Source organism: Nocardia sp. NPDC005366, from assembly GCF_040606855.1.
Taxonomy (GTDB): domain Bacteria; phylum Actinomycetota; class Actinomycetes; order Mycobacteriales; family Mycobacteriaceae; genus Nocardia.
In genome coordinates this window covers 425,417-439,625 of sequence record NZ_JBEXFQ010000002.1, presented here as the reverse complement: position 1 = coordinate 439,625, position 14,209 = coordinate 425,417, and the positions used below count along the sequence as shown (strand labels likewise).

Annotated in this window: 11 protein-coding genes and 2 pseudogenes; 3 read left to right on the top strand and 10 right to left on the bottom strand. The window is 64.3% G+C overall.

The window, feature by feature from the left end; genetic code table 11:
* Nucleotides 1-103: 103 nt before the first annotated feature.
* The 10 genes and pseudogenes from ABZS43_RS04355 to ABZS43_RS04310 form a co-directional block, all read right to left on the bottom strand.
* Entirely contained in the window at nucleotides 104-439 is a 336-nt protein-coding gene (locus tag ABZS43_RS04355) for a site-specific integrase (protein ID WP_355034354.1), read from the bottom strand.
* Entirely contained in the window at nucleotides 433-696 is a 264-nt protein-coding gene (locus ABZS43_RS04350) for a hypothetical protein (protein WP_355034353.1), read from the bottom strand. The genes ABZS43_RS04355 and ABZS43_RS04350 overlap by 7 nt, the downstream gene beginning before the upstream one ends.
* Before the next feature lie 785 nt (nucleotides 697-1,481).
* On the bottom strand, nucleotides 1,482-2,474 hold the full coding sequence (locus tag ABZS43_RS04345; protein ID WP_355034352.1) for an aldo/keto reductase: 993 nt from the start codon (nucleotides 2,472-2,474) through the stop codon (nucleotides 1,482-1,484).
* Nucleotides 2,471-3,016, bottom strand: a complete 546-nt coding sequence (locus tag ABZS43_RS04340) for an ATP-binding protein (RefSeq protein WP_355034351.1) — start codon at nucleotides 3,014-3,016, stop codon at nucleotides 2,471-2,473. Before ABZS43_RS04340 ends, ABZS43_RS04345 begins: the two co-directional genes overlap by 4 nt.
* Nucleotides 3,017-3,264: 248 nt before the next feature.
* Nucleotides 3,265-3,435 (bottom strand): annotated as a pseudogene (locus ABZS43_RS04335) (IS21 family transposase); the annotation flags it as partial.
* Between the two features lie 37 nt (nucleotides 3,436-3,472).
* Nucleotides 3,473-4,198 (bottom strand): ATP-binding cassette domain-containing protein, encoded by a 726-nt coding sequence (locus ABZS43_RS04330; RefSeq protein WP_355034350.1) that lies wholly within the window; start codon nucleotides 4,196-4,198, stop codon nucleotides 3,473-3,475.
* The gene (locus tag ABZS43_RS04325; RefSeq protein ID WP_355034349.1) at nucleotides 4,195-6,948 is read right to left on the bottom strand and encodes a branched-chain amino acid ABC transporter permease/ATP-binding protein; all 2,754 of its coding nucleotides are present in this window, start codon (nucleotides 6,946-6,948) and stop codon (nucleotides 4,195-4,197) included. Before ABZS43_RS04325 ends, ABZS43_RS04330 begins: the two co-directional genes overlap by 4 nt.
* Before the next feature lie 44 nt (nucleotides 6,949-6,992).
* Nucleotides 6,993-8,225, bottom strand: a complete 1,233-nt coding sequence (locus tag ABZS43_RS04320; RefSeq protein ID WP_355034348.1) for an ABC transporter substrate-binding protein — start codon at nucleotides 8,223-8,225, stop codon at nucleotides 6,993-6,995.
* 265 nt (nucleotides 8,226-8,490) lie between these two features.
* The gene (locus ABZS43_RS04315; RefSeq protein WP_355034347.1) at nucleotides 8,491-9,078 is read right to left on the bottom strand and encodes a transposase; all 588 of its coding nucleotides are present in this window, start codon (nucleotides 9,076-9,078) and stop codon (nucleotides 8,491-8,493) included.
* 385 nt (nucleotides 9,079-9,463) lie between these two features.
* Complete coding sequence (locus tag ABZS43_RS04310; protein ID WP_355034346.1) at nucleotides 9,464-10,432, bottom strand: LysR substrate-binding domain-containing protein; 969 nt, start codon at nucleotides 10,430-10,432, stop codon at nucleotides 9,464-9,466.
* A gap of 74 nt (nucleotides 10,433-10,506) precedes the next feature.
* On the opposite strand from ABZS43_RS04310, the pseudogene ABZS43_RS04305 reads away from it, so the two are divergent.
* From ABZS43_RS04305 to ABZS43_RS04295, 3 genes and pseudogenes are all read left to right on the top strand, one after another.
* Nucleotides 10,507-11,719: pseudogene (locus tag ABZS43_RS04305) on the top strand (CaiB/BaiF CoA-transferase family protein).
* The gene (locus ABZS43_RS04300) at nucleotides 11,716-12,903 is read left to right on the top strand and encodes a CoA transferase (protein ID WP_355034345.1); all 1,188 of its coding nucleotides are present in this window, start codon (nucleotides 11,716-11,718) and stop codon (nucleotides 12,901-12,903) included. Before ABZS43_RS04305 ends, ABZS43_RS04300 begins: the two are co-directional and overlap by 4 nt.
* Nucleotides 12,900-14,207, top strand: a complete 1,308-nt coding sequence (locus ABZS43_RS04295; RefSeq protein ID WP_355034344.1) for an aldolase/citrate lyase family protein — start codon at nucleotides 12,900-12,902, stop codon at nucleotides 14,205-14,207. Before ABZS43_RS04300 ends, ABZS43_RS04295 begins: the two co-directional genes overlap by 4 nt.
* Nucleotides 14,208-14,209: the final 2 nt, after the last annotated feature.

Genomic DNA, 14,209 nt, shown 5'->3' with positions numbered 1-14,209 from the left:
GCATATTCTGCCCGCAGCTCCCGCACCAGACCCCGCGACCTGCGGATTCATACCCTCGCTTCCCTCCAGAACCCCCTAATTCTGCGGAACGCGGGTCAGTGGCTCAGCGTGATTGCGCCGCGATTCTGACAGAAAACAACCCACCCCGGGCCCGGCTCATCGCCGCCCGATGTTGCAGATACTGCGACAACAGCACCCCGGTGGACGCCGAGTAGGGAACCATCCGTTCCCGGCGAGTCTTGGTCGTCTCCGTCCGCACCCGCAGCATGCGGTGCGCGGGGTCGAGATCATCGCTGCGCAGCGAACACAGCTCTTCGCGGCGCAGCCCGGCATCATAAGCCAGCGCGAGCATCACGCGATTCCGGATCGGCTCCTCGGCGAACACCTCGAGCAGCCGCCGCCACTGCGCCTCGCTGGGAATCCACGGCAGCTTCACCATCCGCGGCACCAGCCCACGACTACGACCGCCGAACCGGCTGGCAGGCGTATATCTGCCCCGCCCAACGGGATTCGATTCCCGAACCCTTCCTCGACCAAGAAGTCGAAGAACAGACGCACCGGAACCAGGCGCTGCTGCAGCGTCGCGTTGGCCAACCCCGCCCCTGAATCCAGCGCCACCACATTCGCGCCGCGGCGACTCGGACGCACCGTCAACTCCCGTACGAACACCGCCACATCGGCCCGCGTCGCGGTCACCGGATCGATCCCCTCACGCCCGCACACCTGCAGAAACTCCGTCAGACCTCGCGCATAGGCGTCGGTAGTGCGCGGCGCACGCCCCATAGCATAACGCCGTCGCCGGTCGGATAGATCCGACGGCTACGGCGGTCCTGACTGTCTTGCAGCCGCGTTGCGTACCGAACTGCCGCGCAAGCACTCGGCCCCGGCTGCGCGGCAACCTGATCGCGGCTCTATGCGCGAGCCGAGGGAAGCCGCGCGGGCGTTCGCATTCGAGCGGCGGGATGAGGGTGGGTGGCCGGTGCTGGGGCGGCACGAACGGGCGTCCGAGTGGCTACAATTCTGGAGCTGCACGACGCGATGTGACGGATTGGCCAGCGGGCCCGCCAGGAGCGCGTCGGTTGCGGCGGCGATGTCGCCGCCGAGTCCATGGCTCGCACCCACCCCCATGGTTCGTGGTCGCAGCCGCCCCGGATGGCTGCGAGATTCCACGTAGCTTATAAATACATGTCACCTTCTCCGCAGGTCAGATAGGTGATATCGCTGGACCAGACCGCGTCCAGGCAATTCTGGTCGAACTCCCCCCGGACCTGGTCCGGAGCTGCCGTGACATCCGTGCAGTTGTTCGCAATACTGCGAACAGTTGCCGCAGACAGTTCGGCATACTTCTCGTGCGCCAGAGAATTGATGAGGGAGATTCGAAGCCGTCAACTGACAGTCGACAACCAGTTCCCCCTCGGGGACGCCGACCAGTCAGTTGTGGGCTTGGCAACGCTCTAACGGACCAGCGTTCATCCGGACGGTCAACGAAAACCTTCGGGCAAGCGCGGCACGTAGGGCTCGGTCAGCTTCGCCTGCTCGTCCTCGCCGAGCGTGATCTGTAGGGACTCGATGGCGTCGTGAAGATGGCTGACTTTCGTTGCGCCGACGATCGGCGCGGCGACCACCGGTTGCTGTCGCACCCAGGCGAGTGCCACCTGTGCGCGAGATACGTTCCGCTGTTCGGCGATGGCGGCTACCGCGGCCGCGATGGCGCGGTCGGAGTCCTGTGCCTGTCGATACAGCGTGCTGCCGAATTTGTCGCTGCCAGCACGCGTGGTGGAGGCGTCATCCCAGTCGCGTGTCAACCGTCCACGCGCCAAGGGAGACCATGGCAGCGTCCCGACGCCGGTAGCTGCGCAGAAGGGATGCATCTCGCGTTCTTCTTCACGTTGTACGAGGTTGTATTGGTTCTGCATGGATATGAAGGGTGTCCAGCCGTGCTGCTGGGCGATGTGTTGCATCTGTGCGAACTGCCACGCCCACATCGAGGACGCGCCCAGATAGCGCACCTTGCCGGCCTTGACCACGTCGTGCAGTGCCTCCATTGTCTCTTCGATCGGAGTGTCCGGGTCAAACCGGTGAACCTGGTATAGGTCGATCCACTCGGTGCCCAGCCGACGCAGTGATCCATCGACTTGCTCGTGGATAGCGCGCCGGGACAGTCCACCGCCGTTGCCGCCGGGGCGCATAGGGGCGAACACCTTGGTAGCAATGACGAACTGTTCGCGTTCGCCGGTCTCGGCGACGAATCGGCCGATGATCTCCTCGCTCGACCCGTTCGAGTACCCATTGGCCGTGTCGAGGGTGGTGATACCCGCTTCGAACGCGGCTTGCAACAGTGGGCGGCTTTCATCCTCGTTGAGAGTCCATGAATGGCCGCCTCGCGTCGGGTCGCCGAAACTCATGCAGCCCAGTACCAGTGGCGAGATCTGGAGCCCGCTGCCGCCCAGTCTCACGGCGTCGCAGGCCGTCACAGTGCAGATCCCGTCGCCTGGGAAAGTCGTGAGCTCTGGCCGGATGGGTCGGTGCGATCGAGATAAAACGGACGACCGGACCGATCAAGGATCAGGATCGTATTGCATTTGAACATATCGAACCTTCCATAGTCAGGTTGTAGCTGTTGTCGTTCCGAAGACACATTGACGTGGTCATCGAGCGGGGCGAACCCCAACTCGTCGACGATGATCAGATCGACCCGTAACAGGGATTCGATGATTTTGCCGACGGCGTTGTCCGCAAGTCCGCGATACGACGTCTCGACGAGATCAGCAGCGGTGAAGTATCGGACTTTGTGAAGGCGTGGACCGCTGCGACACCGAGCCCGAACAAGGTGTGCGTTTTCCCTGCCACGGTTGGGCCGATGAGCGCCAGATTCGAGTGCGTGCGAACCTATTCCAAGCTCGACAAGTAATCGAATACTTTCGGCTGGATAGACTATGCGGCGACATCGAACGACTCCGACGTCTTCGTCACCGGGAACGCCGCCGCCTTGGTCGGGCGACGATGTTCGAGGCATCCTTTGCGGCGAGTTCGGATTCGATCAACGTCCGCAGCACCTCTTCCGGTGTCCACCCGCCGCATCTTCGCTGTCAGCAGCACCGCGGGAGCGGTTTGCCGGATCGCAGCGAGTCGCCGCAATCCGGCCTCAGGATCCGCTGACAACTTTGGAACTTGTGGAAGTGCAACAAATGTCGGCTCGACCGCCTTGCGGTTGTGGTGGTGTCGGTCATGACGGCACACCTGCTGGTCACCGGACGTGGACGGTGAGATGGCGTAGGCGTCGAGCGATCTGGTCGGAGCTGTCGGCAAATCCAGGATCAACGCATCTCCCGCAGGTCCTGGTTGCGGTGTCCCGGCGCCTGCAGCGAGGATCGAACGCACATCCGCGGCTTTAAAACGGCGAAACGGGACCGCCCGCGACAACGCAGAGACCAAGTGGCCAACAGATATGGCCGGATCGGATGGAGCGGGCTCAGGACCGGGCCTCGGCATCCACCGCGCCGAGGTACGCACGCTCGATCCGCCCCGGATCGGCCGCGAGGTCGGCCGCGCTGCCGCGAAGTACGTCGCGTCCGTGGGCCAGAATGATTGCGGTGTCCCCGATTTCGAGAGCGAGTCGCACGTGTTGCTCGACGAGGATCACCGCCGTGCCTCGGTCGTCGGCGACCCGTCGAATCACCGGGAGCAGCGATTCGACGATCACCGGTGCCAGTCCCATGCTCAGTTCGTCGATCAGCAGGATTTTCGGCTTCTGCATCAGGGCTCGCCCGATCGCGAGCATCTGCTGTTCACCGCCGGACAGCATGCCGGCTGCGACCTTCGTCCGCTCTCCGAGCCGTGGAAAATATTCGATGATCTCGGTAACGGTCGGACCCGAGCGGCAACGTGCGAGTTCGAGATTCTCCTTCACGGTGAGCCCGTTGAACAGTGCCCGATCGTCGGGTACGAGCACCAAGCCCGCGCGTGAGGCCGCGCGGGCCCGGCCGTGCGCGACCCTCGCCCCCGCGATGGAGACCGAGCCGCCGAGCCCGGGCAGCAATCCGGCCAGAGTCATCAGCAGCGTGGTCTTGCCTGCGCCGTTGGGGCCCAGCAGGCACAGCACCTCGCCTTCGGTGAGCGAGAGGTCGAAGCCTCGCACACACGGCCGTCCCTTCGAATACCCGGCCTCCACTCCAGCACATTCGAGAACGATGGTCATGCAGGCACCTCCGTGGCGGTGTGTGTGGTGCCGAGGTAGGCGCGCACCACGTCGGGATTCGTCTGGATTTGCTCGGGTGTGCCTTGAGCGATGACTCGGCCGAGGTCGAGCACGATGATCCGATCGCAGACCTCGAGGACGAGGTCCATGTCGTGGTCGACCATCAGCACTGTCACTCCCGCGTCCCGCACGCCTTTCAAACGCGCACCGAGCCAGAGACTTTCGGTCGTGTCGAGCCCGGCAGCGGGTTCATCGAGAAGTACAATGCGCGGGCGTCCGGCCAGCGCGCGGGCCACCGAGACCAGCTGACGCTGACCTTGCGACAGTTCGTTGACCGAACGATCGGCGACCGCGTCGAGATGGAGGACGCTGAACAGAGCCTCGATATCGGAGTGCGCGGAACCGCGGGAGCGCTCGGCAGCGGCAACCGTGCCGACCTCGACGTTCTCACGCACTGTCAGATCGTCGTACAACTCGACGCCCTGGAAGGTCCGGCCGAGGCCGAGCCTGCTCCGCCGATGTGGGACGAGGCTGTCGACCCGCCGGTTATCGAGCGTCACCGTGCCCGAGGTGGAGGCGAACCCGCTGATCGCGTCGATGCAGGTGGTTTTGCCAGCGCCGTTCGGGCCGATCAAACCGACGATCTCGCCGGCCCGCACGTCGAAGGTGACATCGTCGAGTGCCACGACACCGCCGTAACGGACGCCGATGCCTCGGACGGCGAGCAGGACTTCATCGGAGGACTCCGGCAACCGCCGCGCGGGCTCGAGCGGTGGAGTCGAGGCCGCACGCTTGGGCTCGGTGGGATGGTTTCGGCGGAGCCGTCGGCGGATCCAAGCCGAGTACTGATGCATGTGGCCTGCAAGGCCCTCGGGGTATCGGACGACCGTCAGTACCAGCAGGATGCCGGAAATGATCGAGTAGTACTCGCCGAGGTGCAGCTCACGGTCCATGAAAATGAACAGGACACCGCCCGAGCCGATGATACCGGCTAGCAGGCCGCCTGAGACGCAGGTGATGCCGGCGATGTAAACGATTGCGAACAGGCCGACACCACCCAGTACCGAGAATGATTCCGCGGTCGCGACGGTCTGCTGGTAGCCCATCAGCGCTCCACCAAGCCCGGCGATGAAGGCACTGATGGCGAACGCCTCGATCTTCGTGCGGGACACGTCGATTCCCGATGCTGCCGCTGAGCGCTCATTGGCCCGCACCGCGAGCATCGAGGCGCCGAGGCGGCTGGTCCGCAGCTTGGCGACGCCCACCGCGACCAGCGTCAGGACCACGAGGCACACGATGCCGAACGGGATCCGCGGATACGACTGCCCCACGCCGATACCCAGATCGATGCCGAACAGGCTCGGATTCTCGACGTGCGCGCCGTTCAGGCCACCGTTGAGGTTGCTGTTGCGGAACCAGAACGCGTCGAGGAATACCGCCAACGCCAAGGTGACCACGGTGACGGGCAGCCCGCGGATTCGCAGCGCCGGCAGCCCCACGACGACGCCGATCACCGTAGCCACTGCGGCGGCCAGCACGGGTGCGATCGGAAACGGGATGCCGAGGTCGGTGGTCAGACGGCTGAGGGTGAATGCGCCGATGCCCGCGAGCGTCAACTGTGCCAGCGAAATCTGTCCCGCGAATCCGGTGACGACTACCTGCGACAACGCGACGACCGCAAGGATCAAGGTGGTGATGACGGCGGCACGGTAGCTGCCCGATGTCGTCAGCAATGCGACCAGCGCCACCACTATTGCGACGACGGTAGGAACGAGTAGGTTGTTCGGCCTCGGTGCCCGGCCCAGGGTCCGGACAATGACGGCGCCGCGGGACGGCAGCGGCCTGCCGCGGACCACCAAGAAGATGAGGATCAATACCAGAGGAACCAGTTCCGCCATACCTGATTTCGGAAACCAGTCGACGGTGCTCTGCAGATACGTCGTCTCCGACTGCAGCATGCCGATGCAGAGACCGGCGGCAACAGTAGGTCCCAGCGTGTTGAAGTTGCCGACCAGGGCGGCCGCGAGCGCCGGCACGATGAACAAGGTGTAGGAGACCGGTATGAGGGGCACGATCGGCGCGATCAGGATCCCGCTCAATCCGGCCACCGCAGTGCTCAGCGCCCAGTTTCCGAAGGCGAGGCGTTCCGGGGAGAGCCCGGTGACCAGCGCCCCCTTCTCCGATTCGGCGGCCGCACGGGTGGCCAGTCCGAAGCGGGTCCAGCGAAACAACAGGGTCAGAACAACGGCGAGGGCAAGTATGACACCGGCGAACCACACCCGGTCCAAGGGGATACGAGCATCACCGACGGAGAGGGATCCGGCCGGCAGGATCGCCTTCACTGATACCGGCGTGGTGCCGACCCGCACCGCAAGCAGTGCCTGTACGAACAGCATCACACCGATCGAGGCCACTGCCTTCGCGACGGGAGGTGCGGTGCGCAACGGCCGGAAGACGATGGCGTAGATCAGAGCTCCAAGTGCGCCCGCGATGACGAGCGATATCGCCATCGCGGGCCAGAGGCCGAGGCGTCCTCCGAGATGGACAGACTTCGCCATTCCTGGAATCGGGTTGAGCAACTCACCTTTGCGCAACAGCCCGTACGTGTAGGCCACATACAACGCCACCGCGCCGGTGCTGAAGTTCACCACGCCGGAACTGCGGAATGTCATCGCCAGCGCCAAGCCCAGCGCCGCGTAGACCGCGCCGTTGCCCAGCCCGAGCGTCAGGAACACCAGATGGTCGGTCACGAAAAGCCCTCTCGGATATAGCAGGTTTCGCCGAACTTGTGGATCTACTTGGTGACCTGCGGATCCGTGGGCTTGCCGTCTACGACGGTCACCCTCACCATCTGCATGCTGCAGATCGCGGACAGCTGCGCCATCGCGGTGCCATTGCATGTGAAGGTGATGCCGTGCCCGGCAGGAAGCGGCACATTCTGGGCAGTTTTGATCGCAGTGGAGACGGCCGCGGCGGACGGATCGCCGGTGAGCCCCTGCGTGGCCCGAACCAAGCCGAGCATGCCCTGGTAACCGGTGTAGGTGTAGCCGGCGATGTCGGTATCGGGTGAGTACTTCTTCATCACACTGCGATAGAGCACAGCCTCGGGATCATCGGAGACCAGATCTGCGGTGGTGAAGACGTGAGCGCCGTCCATGGCGTCGCCGACGGCCTCGACGGTCGCGGGGTCCAAGCACGGCTGAATGAGCATCTTGTCCTGCTTCGCGCCGATGGTTCCGAGTGCCTTGACGACCGCGGTGCACATCGTGGCGTCGCCGACGACGGCGACCGCACCGACATCCCCGGAGATTCCGGAGCTCACCTGTGGAGTTGCATCTGGTGTCCCCAGCGGAATCGGCACCACCTGCAGATCGATGCCCGCTGCGCCGAAGACGGCCCCACCCAATGCCTTTGCGGTGGCGGCTGCGGCGCCGGCATCGATCACGTATGCGGTGACCTTCTTGTATCCCTTGCTGGCGGAATAGGCCGCCATCGACGCCAGCCCGCCCGGGAATCCGCCGGTGAGAGAGAAAGCGTCAGGAGTAGTCAATTCCCCAGCGCTCGAGCCGGCCGGGGTGAAGTACGGAATGCCCGCTCCTGCGATGACCGGGGCCATAGTGTCGCCATTGGCGGTGGTGGTGACGACGACCGCGGAAACTTTCGCCTCGACCATCTGATTGGCGCAGTCGCGGTTGGAGGCCGGATCTTCCTTCGCCGCACAGGTGACGAGTTCGATGCGGTGCCCGGCGATGCCGCCCAGATTCGCGTTCGCGTACTTGACTACAGCTTCGGCGGCACTCCGATTCGACGGCTGCGAAATCGCCGGTCCACCTTCGGGATTGATCAGCCCGATCTTGACCGTGCTACCCGTCGCCGGCTTGTCGGGGAAGGCGCTGCTCGGGGCGTCGGCCGAGCTGCTCGTCGAGTCGTCTCCGCTGCTACAGGCCGTGGCGAGTGCGATAGCGGGAACGAGAGCGATCAGGCCGAAGTTCCTGATCGAACGCCAATGGTCACGTTTGTGGATCATCGTGCTGCTTTCTCTCATGAAGCTAGGGCTGCCGGAGCAGATCGGTGATGTGAGTCACAAACCTGAGGCCAGGTAAACCTAGGTGGGAAAAATAGATGTGTCAATAAGAAATCTAGGTTTACTTGGTTCTCGTTGAGCCTCTAGGTTACGGGGTGCCCGCTCGCGGCGGGGATGAGGCCGGGGTGCAGCCCGAGTGGTGTGGGGAAGTCCGCTCTGAGCGCGGCATACTGCCGAGTTTGACTACTGCTCCCCTCGGATCGAGCCTTCAATGAAGGCCGATACTGCAGCAATGCAGATAGTAAACGAGGTTCTCTAGGTAATCTTCGTCTGCTTCTGTCGTAGAGGTGCCGGCGGCAAGGTCACAAGGTGGAGACGCTGGAAGTCGGAGGATGTTGGCGAGGGTCATGGCGTCGACGTGGTCGGACTTGGCGCGTGTCATGGTGTGGCGCTCCCGATAGCGGGCCACCGCCATCGGGTTGATGGCGAACACTGGACGATCCGATGCGCGCCAAGCGGCGACCACCAGTCTGCGCGGGGTTTCGATCGCGTTCGGGATCGGATCCTCGGCGGTGTCGCCTGCGTCGGTGAGCAACTGCGTCAACTCCGTGAACCCGGTTGGGTTGTCATCGATCCGATTCTCCCGCGTTCCGCGCAATTCCGGGGTTCCGGAGCCCGAAACAGCCCGTTTTCCAGGGGCACAGTGCTCCGAACGAGAGCAATCCTCGAAATCGCCTCGAGACGCGATTATCTGTTCTCGTGTCGCGTGATCAGCTGGTATGTCGTAGCCTCTGGAGTCGTGTACGTGAAAACGACCAAGCGGGACAACAAGTCCGGCACGGTCCGGTATCTGCATCTGGCCCACAACGTGTGGGACCCGGAGAAGGCCGCGCGATCCCGAAGGTGTTGTTCACCTTTGGCCGGGAGTGCGCACTCGACCGTGACGCGGAGCGGGACTGCCCCGAGTTCGGTGGACTCGCGGGTTTGGTCTATCGGGCCGCGAGTGCGGACCGGTTTATTGTCTCAAATTCGATTGGGGTGAGCTTGCGAAGCCGTGCGGCGGTCAGGGATGTCGGTCGGCGCGGTGGGACCGCCGGCACCGGGCGCCTTCTCGGCTACGGTTGCCCTCATCAGGCCAATCTGGGCGGAGACTGGCCACGCTGTGCCGCGAGGCCGCTGCCGCCCAAGAGGCTTGAGCGCTTGGCCGCCATAACCCTCGGGCACAGTGACATCCAGGCGTTCTATCCGCCGACAGGATAGATGTCATCTATCCGAGCAGCAGCCCTGAATGCTGCGCGCCCTCGGCGGTCATCGAACCCCGGCGGGGTCGGTAAAACCGCATTCGAGATCTCCAGGACCCGCTGTAGGGCCGGATTGTCATCGTCTGATCGCCAGACAAGGCGCCATGGTGCCACCGCACGGTCGTCGGCGATCGAGAGCACCCTGATGCCCTGGGCAGCCCCGTTCGCAACTGCGGTGTCGACCGTCATCGTAATGCCGACCCCCGCCGCTACAAGCGCCATGATCGTCGAGGTGTCCGGCGCTTCCTGAACTACGCGGGGAGTGAACCCGATCGCCTCGGCCTTCTTAATCGTCTCCTCCCGCATTAGCGATCCGGACGAGGGCAGTAGCACCCATGCCTCGTTGGCCAGTTCGGCGAACTCGACCTCTGAGCGATCGGCGAGCCGGTGATTCGCGGGCACCGCGATCCGGTAATAGTTCAGGCTCACTACTCGCGATCCCATCCCCACCGGTGTGGAGTCCCAGTGCACGATCGCCAGATCCAGGTTCCGGTCGCTGAGCTGGTTGAGAGTGCCGGAACCGTACATGGTGCTGCTCAATGATAGTTCGATGCCGGGCTGCTCGATCCGGATCGCTTGCGCCAAGGTGCTGATCAGGCTGTGCGTCGAAGGACCGGCGAAGCCGACGGACACGTTACCGATCACCCCTTGGCAGGCGTGGGTGACGCAACGTTCCGCAGCTGTGAACGCGGCGATGATGTCATTGGCCGGTCCGAGCAGCGCACGGCCTGCGGCCGTGAGCCGCACTGTCCGAGTCGTGCGAACGAAGAGCCGCGCGCCGAGATAGCGTTCCAATTGCTGGATCATGCGGCTGAGCGGGGCGGATGCCATCTGCAGCCGGGCCGCGGCCCGGCCGAAGTGCAGCTCTTCGGCCACGGCAAGGAACGCCTTCACATGTTTCAGTTCCATTGTTGCCACCTCCGCACCAGTCTATTGCCGATTATGCGCTTGATAGGAAACTATTATCTTGTCATTCTCGCAATGTGGATAATGCAGGAGGAACCGCAGAGGGCCTCCCCCTTGCGGGCATCCGCGTTGTTGCCGTCGAGCAAGCCGTGGCAGCGCCTCTGGCTACCCGCCACCTCGCCGATCTGGGCGCCGAGGGTCGTCAAGATCGAGCGGATAGGGGAAGGCGACTTCGCCCGCGCGTACGACCATGCAGTGCACGGGCTGTCGTCCCATTTCGTCTGGCTGAACCGCAGCAAGAAGTCGGTGGCCATCGACCTGAAATCGGAAGCCGGTGTGGCACTGCTCGCCGACCTCATCGCCCGAGCCGACGTGTTCATCCAGAATCTCGCCCCCGGGGCGGCGCAGCGATTGGGTCTGTCCGCTTCCGCTCTTCGGGAACGCCACCGGGAGCTCATCGTGGCCAACCTCAGCGGATATGGCGACGGCGGCCCGCTGGCCACGCGAAAAGCCTACGACATGCTCGTGCAGGCCGAGACCGGGCTGGTGTCGGTGACAGGAACGCCTGATGCGGCTACCAAAACCGGGGTTCCGACTTCCGATATCGCGGCGGGCATGTACGTGGTCGTATCAGTGCTCAGCGCGCTTCTGCGTCGTGCACGTACAGGTGTCGGCGCTGAGGTCAGCGTATCGATGTTCGACGCGACCGCCGAATGGCTCGGTCATCCCATGTATCTCGCGATGTATGCAGGACGGCAGGTCCCCCGGATGGGTCTGAGTCATGCATCGATCGCGCCCTACAACGGCTACGCGACAGCCGACGGACAAGAAGTGCTCATCGGTATCCAGAATGATCGCGGATGGGATGCCTTGTGCCGCAACGTGTTTTCCAATCCGAATCTGGCCGAGGATCCGCGCTTCGCGACCAATCGAATGCGCGTCCGGCACCGCGCCGCATGCGACGCCGAAGTCGCTGCACAGACCTGCACGTGGCGCGGTGAAGACCTGGAACGGCGTCTGGACGAAGCCGGAATCCCCGCGGCTCGGATCAACGATATCGCGGGCCTGGTCGGGCATCCACGGCTCGCGGACCGTGATCGTTGGCGAGAGGTCGGCAGCGAGAATGGGAAGATCCGGGCGTTGCGTCCGCCGATGACCTTCGCGGACATCGAACTGGTCATGGGCGACATACCCGCCCTCGGACAGAACACCGCCGAAGTACTTGCCAACACGCTCGGGCTCGATGCCTCCCGCCTCGGCGAGCTCTACGATCAAGGAATAATCGGATGACGGGCGCACTGTCGGGCCTCACCGTTGTCGAACTGTCCAGCTATGTCGCCACGCCGTTGTGTGGCATGGTCCTGCGCCAGCTCGGCGCCGACGTCATCCGGGTCGAACCGATCGGTGGAGCGCCGGATCGCGGCCGTATGCCGCTGGCAGCGGACGGCACCAGTCTCTACTGGAGCGGCCTCAACGGCGGCAAGCAGGATATGGCGGTGGACCTGGGCTCCGCGGAGGGGCAGAAGATTGTCGCCGATCTGGTGACCGGCGGTTCGGGGATTTTGCTGGCCAATTCGGATCGCTATCGGGGGCTGTCGCTTGCCGGCCTCAGTGCATGGCGTCCGGACATCATTCACGTACTCCTGACCGGCACCAGGGATGGTGGCAACGCCGTCGGCTACACCGTGCAGGCCGCCAGTGGATTCGCTGAAGTGGCTGGCCCGCGAGACGCTGTCGGCCCGACCAACTCGGCGGCTCCCGGCTGGGATATCGCCGCTGGGCTCTACTTGGCCGTCGGGCTCCTCGCCGCGCTGCACGAACGGCGCGAAACCGGCCACGGCCAGCAGGTGCGGGTAGCGCTGGAAGACGTCGCACTGGCCGCTGCGGGCTTGCTCGGACACCTCGCGGAGGCACAGCTTCGCGGTACCGAGCGCAGACGCTCGGGCAACGAGGTATACGGCACATTCGGCCGCGACTTCGTGACCGCCGACGAGGTGCGCTTCATGGTGGTTGTGCTCACCTCGGGGCACTGGCGCAGACTTCTGGAAGCCACCGGACTCTTCGATGCCATGCGCGGCATCGAGCAGGCGTTGGGTGCGGACTTCACCGAGGAAACGCAGCGTTTCCAGTATCGTGGTGTGATCGAGGCCCTGCTGGAGCCATGGTTCGCTCGCCGCAACTGGCTGGAAGTGCAGGGTGCACTCGAATCCAGCCGAGCACTGTTCGGGCCTTACCGCTCCTTTCACGATCTGGCTGCCGCCGCACTCTTGCGTCGATACGAACTGTTCAGCGAGGTGGATCACCTCGGGGCCGGCCGGTACCTGGCTCCTGGTTCGCCGCCGGTGATGGGTGATCGCCTCGTCGGTCCCGAACCGGCGCCCCGGACCGGGGCGGATACCGGTGAGGTTCTCGCCCGATTGGGAATCGGTGAAGACGAGCGTGCTCGCCTGTTTGCGGAAGGACACGTGGCATGAACAGTGCGATCAGCGCTCGAACCCTGTTGTTCGTCCCTGCGACCCGGCCCGAGCGCTTCGACAAAGCACTGGCAGCTGAGCCGGATCTGGGGGTGATCGACCTAAAAGATGCTGTTTTCGCCGAGGCGAAAACAGCGGCGCGCGATATCGTGAAGCCCTGGCGGCAGGAGGCCGACCCCGCGCTGCGCTCGCGTATGGCGGTACGGATAAACGGAGCAGGCACGCCGTGGCACAGCGATGATGTGTCCGCGCGCGCGGCACCCGATCAGATCCTGATGGTGCCGCAAGCTGCTGCCGGCGCCGGGCTCGAGAACCTCGGTGACGGGCCGTCCCCGTCGATCGCCTTGATCGAAACGGCGGCCGGAGCGCCGGACGCACGTACGGTGGCCGCGGCCCCATCGGTATGCCGACTGGTCTTCGGCTCGTTCGATCTTGCCGCCGAACTCGGCATCGACCCGGCCGACCGGAACGCTTTGGCCCAGCTCAGTACCGGCGACCCGCTACCGCCGCTGTGGCATTGGGCGGCCTCGGCCAGCTGGGCACCGTCCGGGAGCGTCGGCGCAGACGGGCATCCGGCCATCGCGCCGTTCCTACCGTCACTGCCGGGCCGACGAGGGATGTTCGCCGCCGGCTCCGTCGATCTCCACGCCGATCTGCTTATCGGATCGACGATTCTGCGCGAGCAGCAGGTCAGCTCGGTTTGCACAACCAGTGGCCGATCCGGTGACCTGGTCATTGTCGAAGTCATGACGCGGCTGTTCGATGAGTCGAGCGCGTTGTGCGTCACCGAACGTCAGGACCTCATCTACTGGAACGCGGTCGCTAGCCCGACGAGGAATTACCCGGCCATGCCCACACAGGTGGATTCTGAGCCCCTCTCGGGCCCTCTACTGTCACGTGACGCAAGTGGGAACTGGTTCCTGACCACCGATCCGGCGGTACTGATGCGGTTCAGCCCGGCTACCGCCAACACCCATCGAATCCACTACGACTATCCATATGCCACTTGGATCAAGGGGTACGAAGGTCTCGTAGTGCACGGTCCGCTCATGTCGATCGTGATGGCAGAGGTGGTCCAGCTCGAACCTGTGATGTCCAACACTCCGGCCGTCAGCGGCGCGGTCACCAGGGTCGAGCACCGGCACCGAGCGCCCCTGTTCTGCGGTGCCGATGCCCGCGTCGAACGCGCGGAACCCGAGCGGGAAGCCCCTGGTCGTCAACTCAACCTGCAACTGCGGTCCGGCGACACGATTCACTGCGGCTTGACCGTCACTGTTCACCAACCTGCGGCAGTAAGGCCATGACC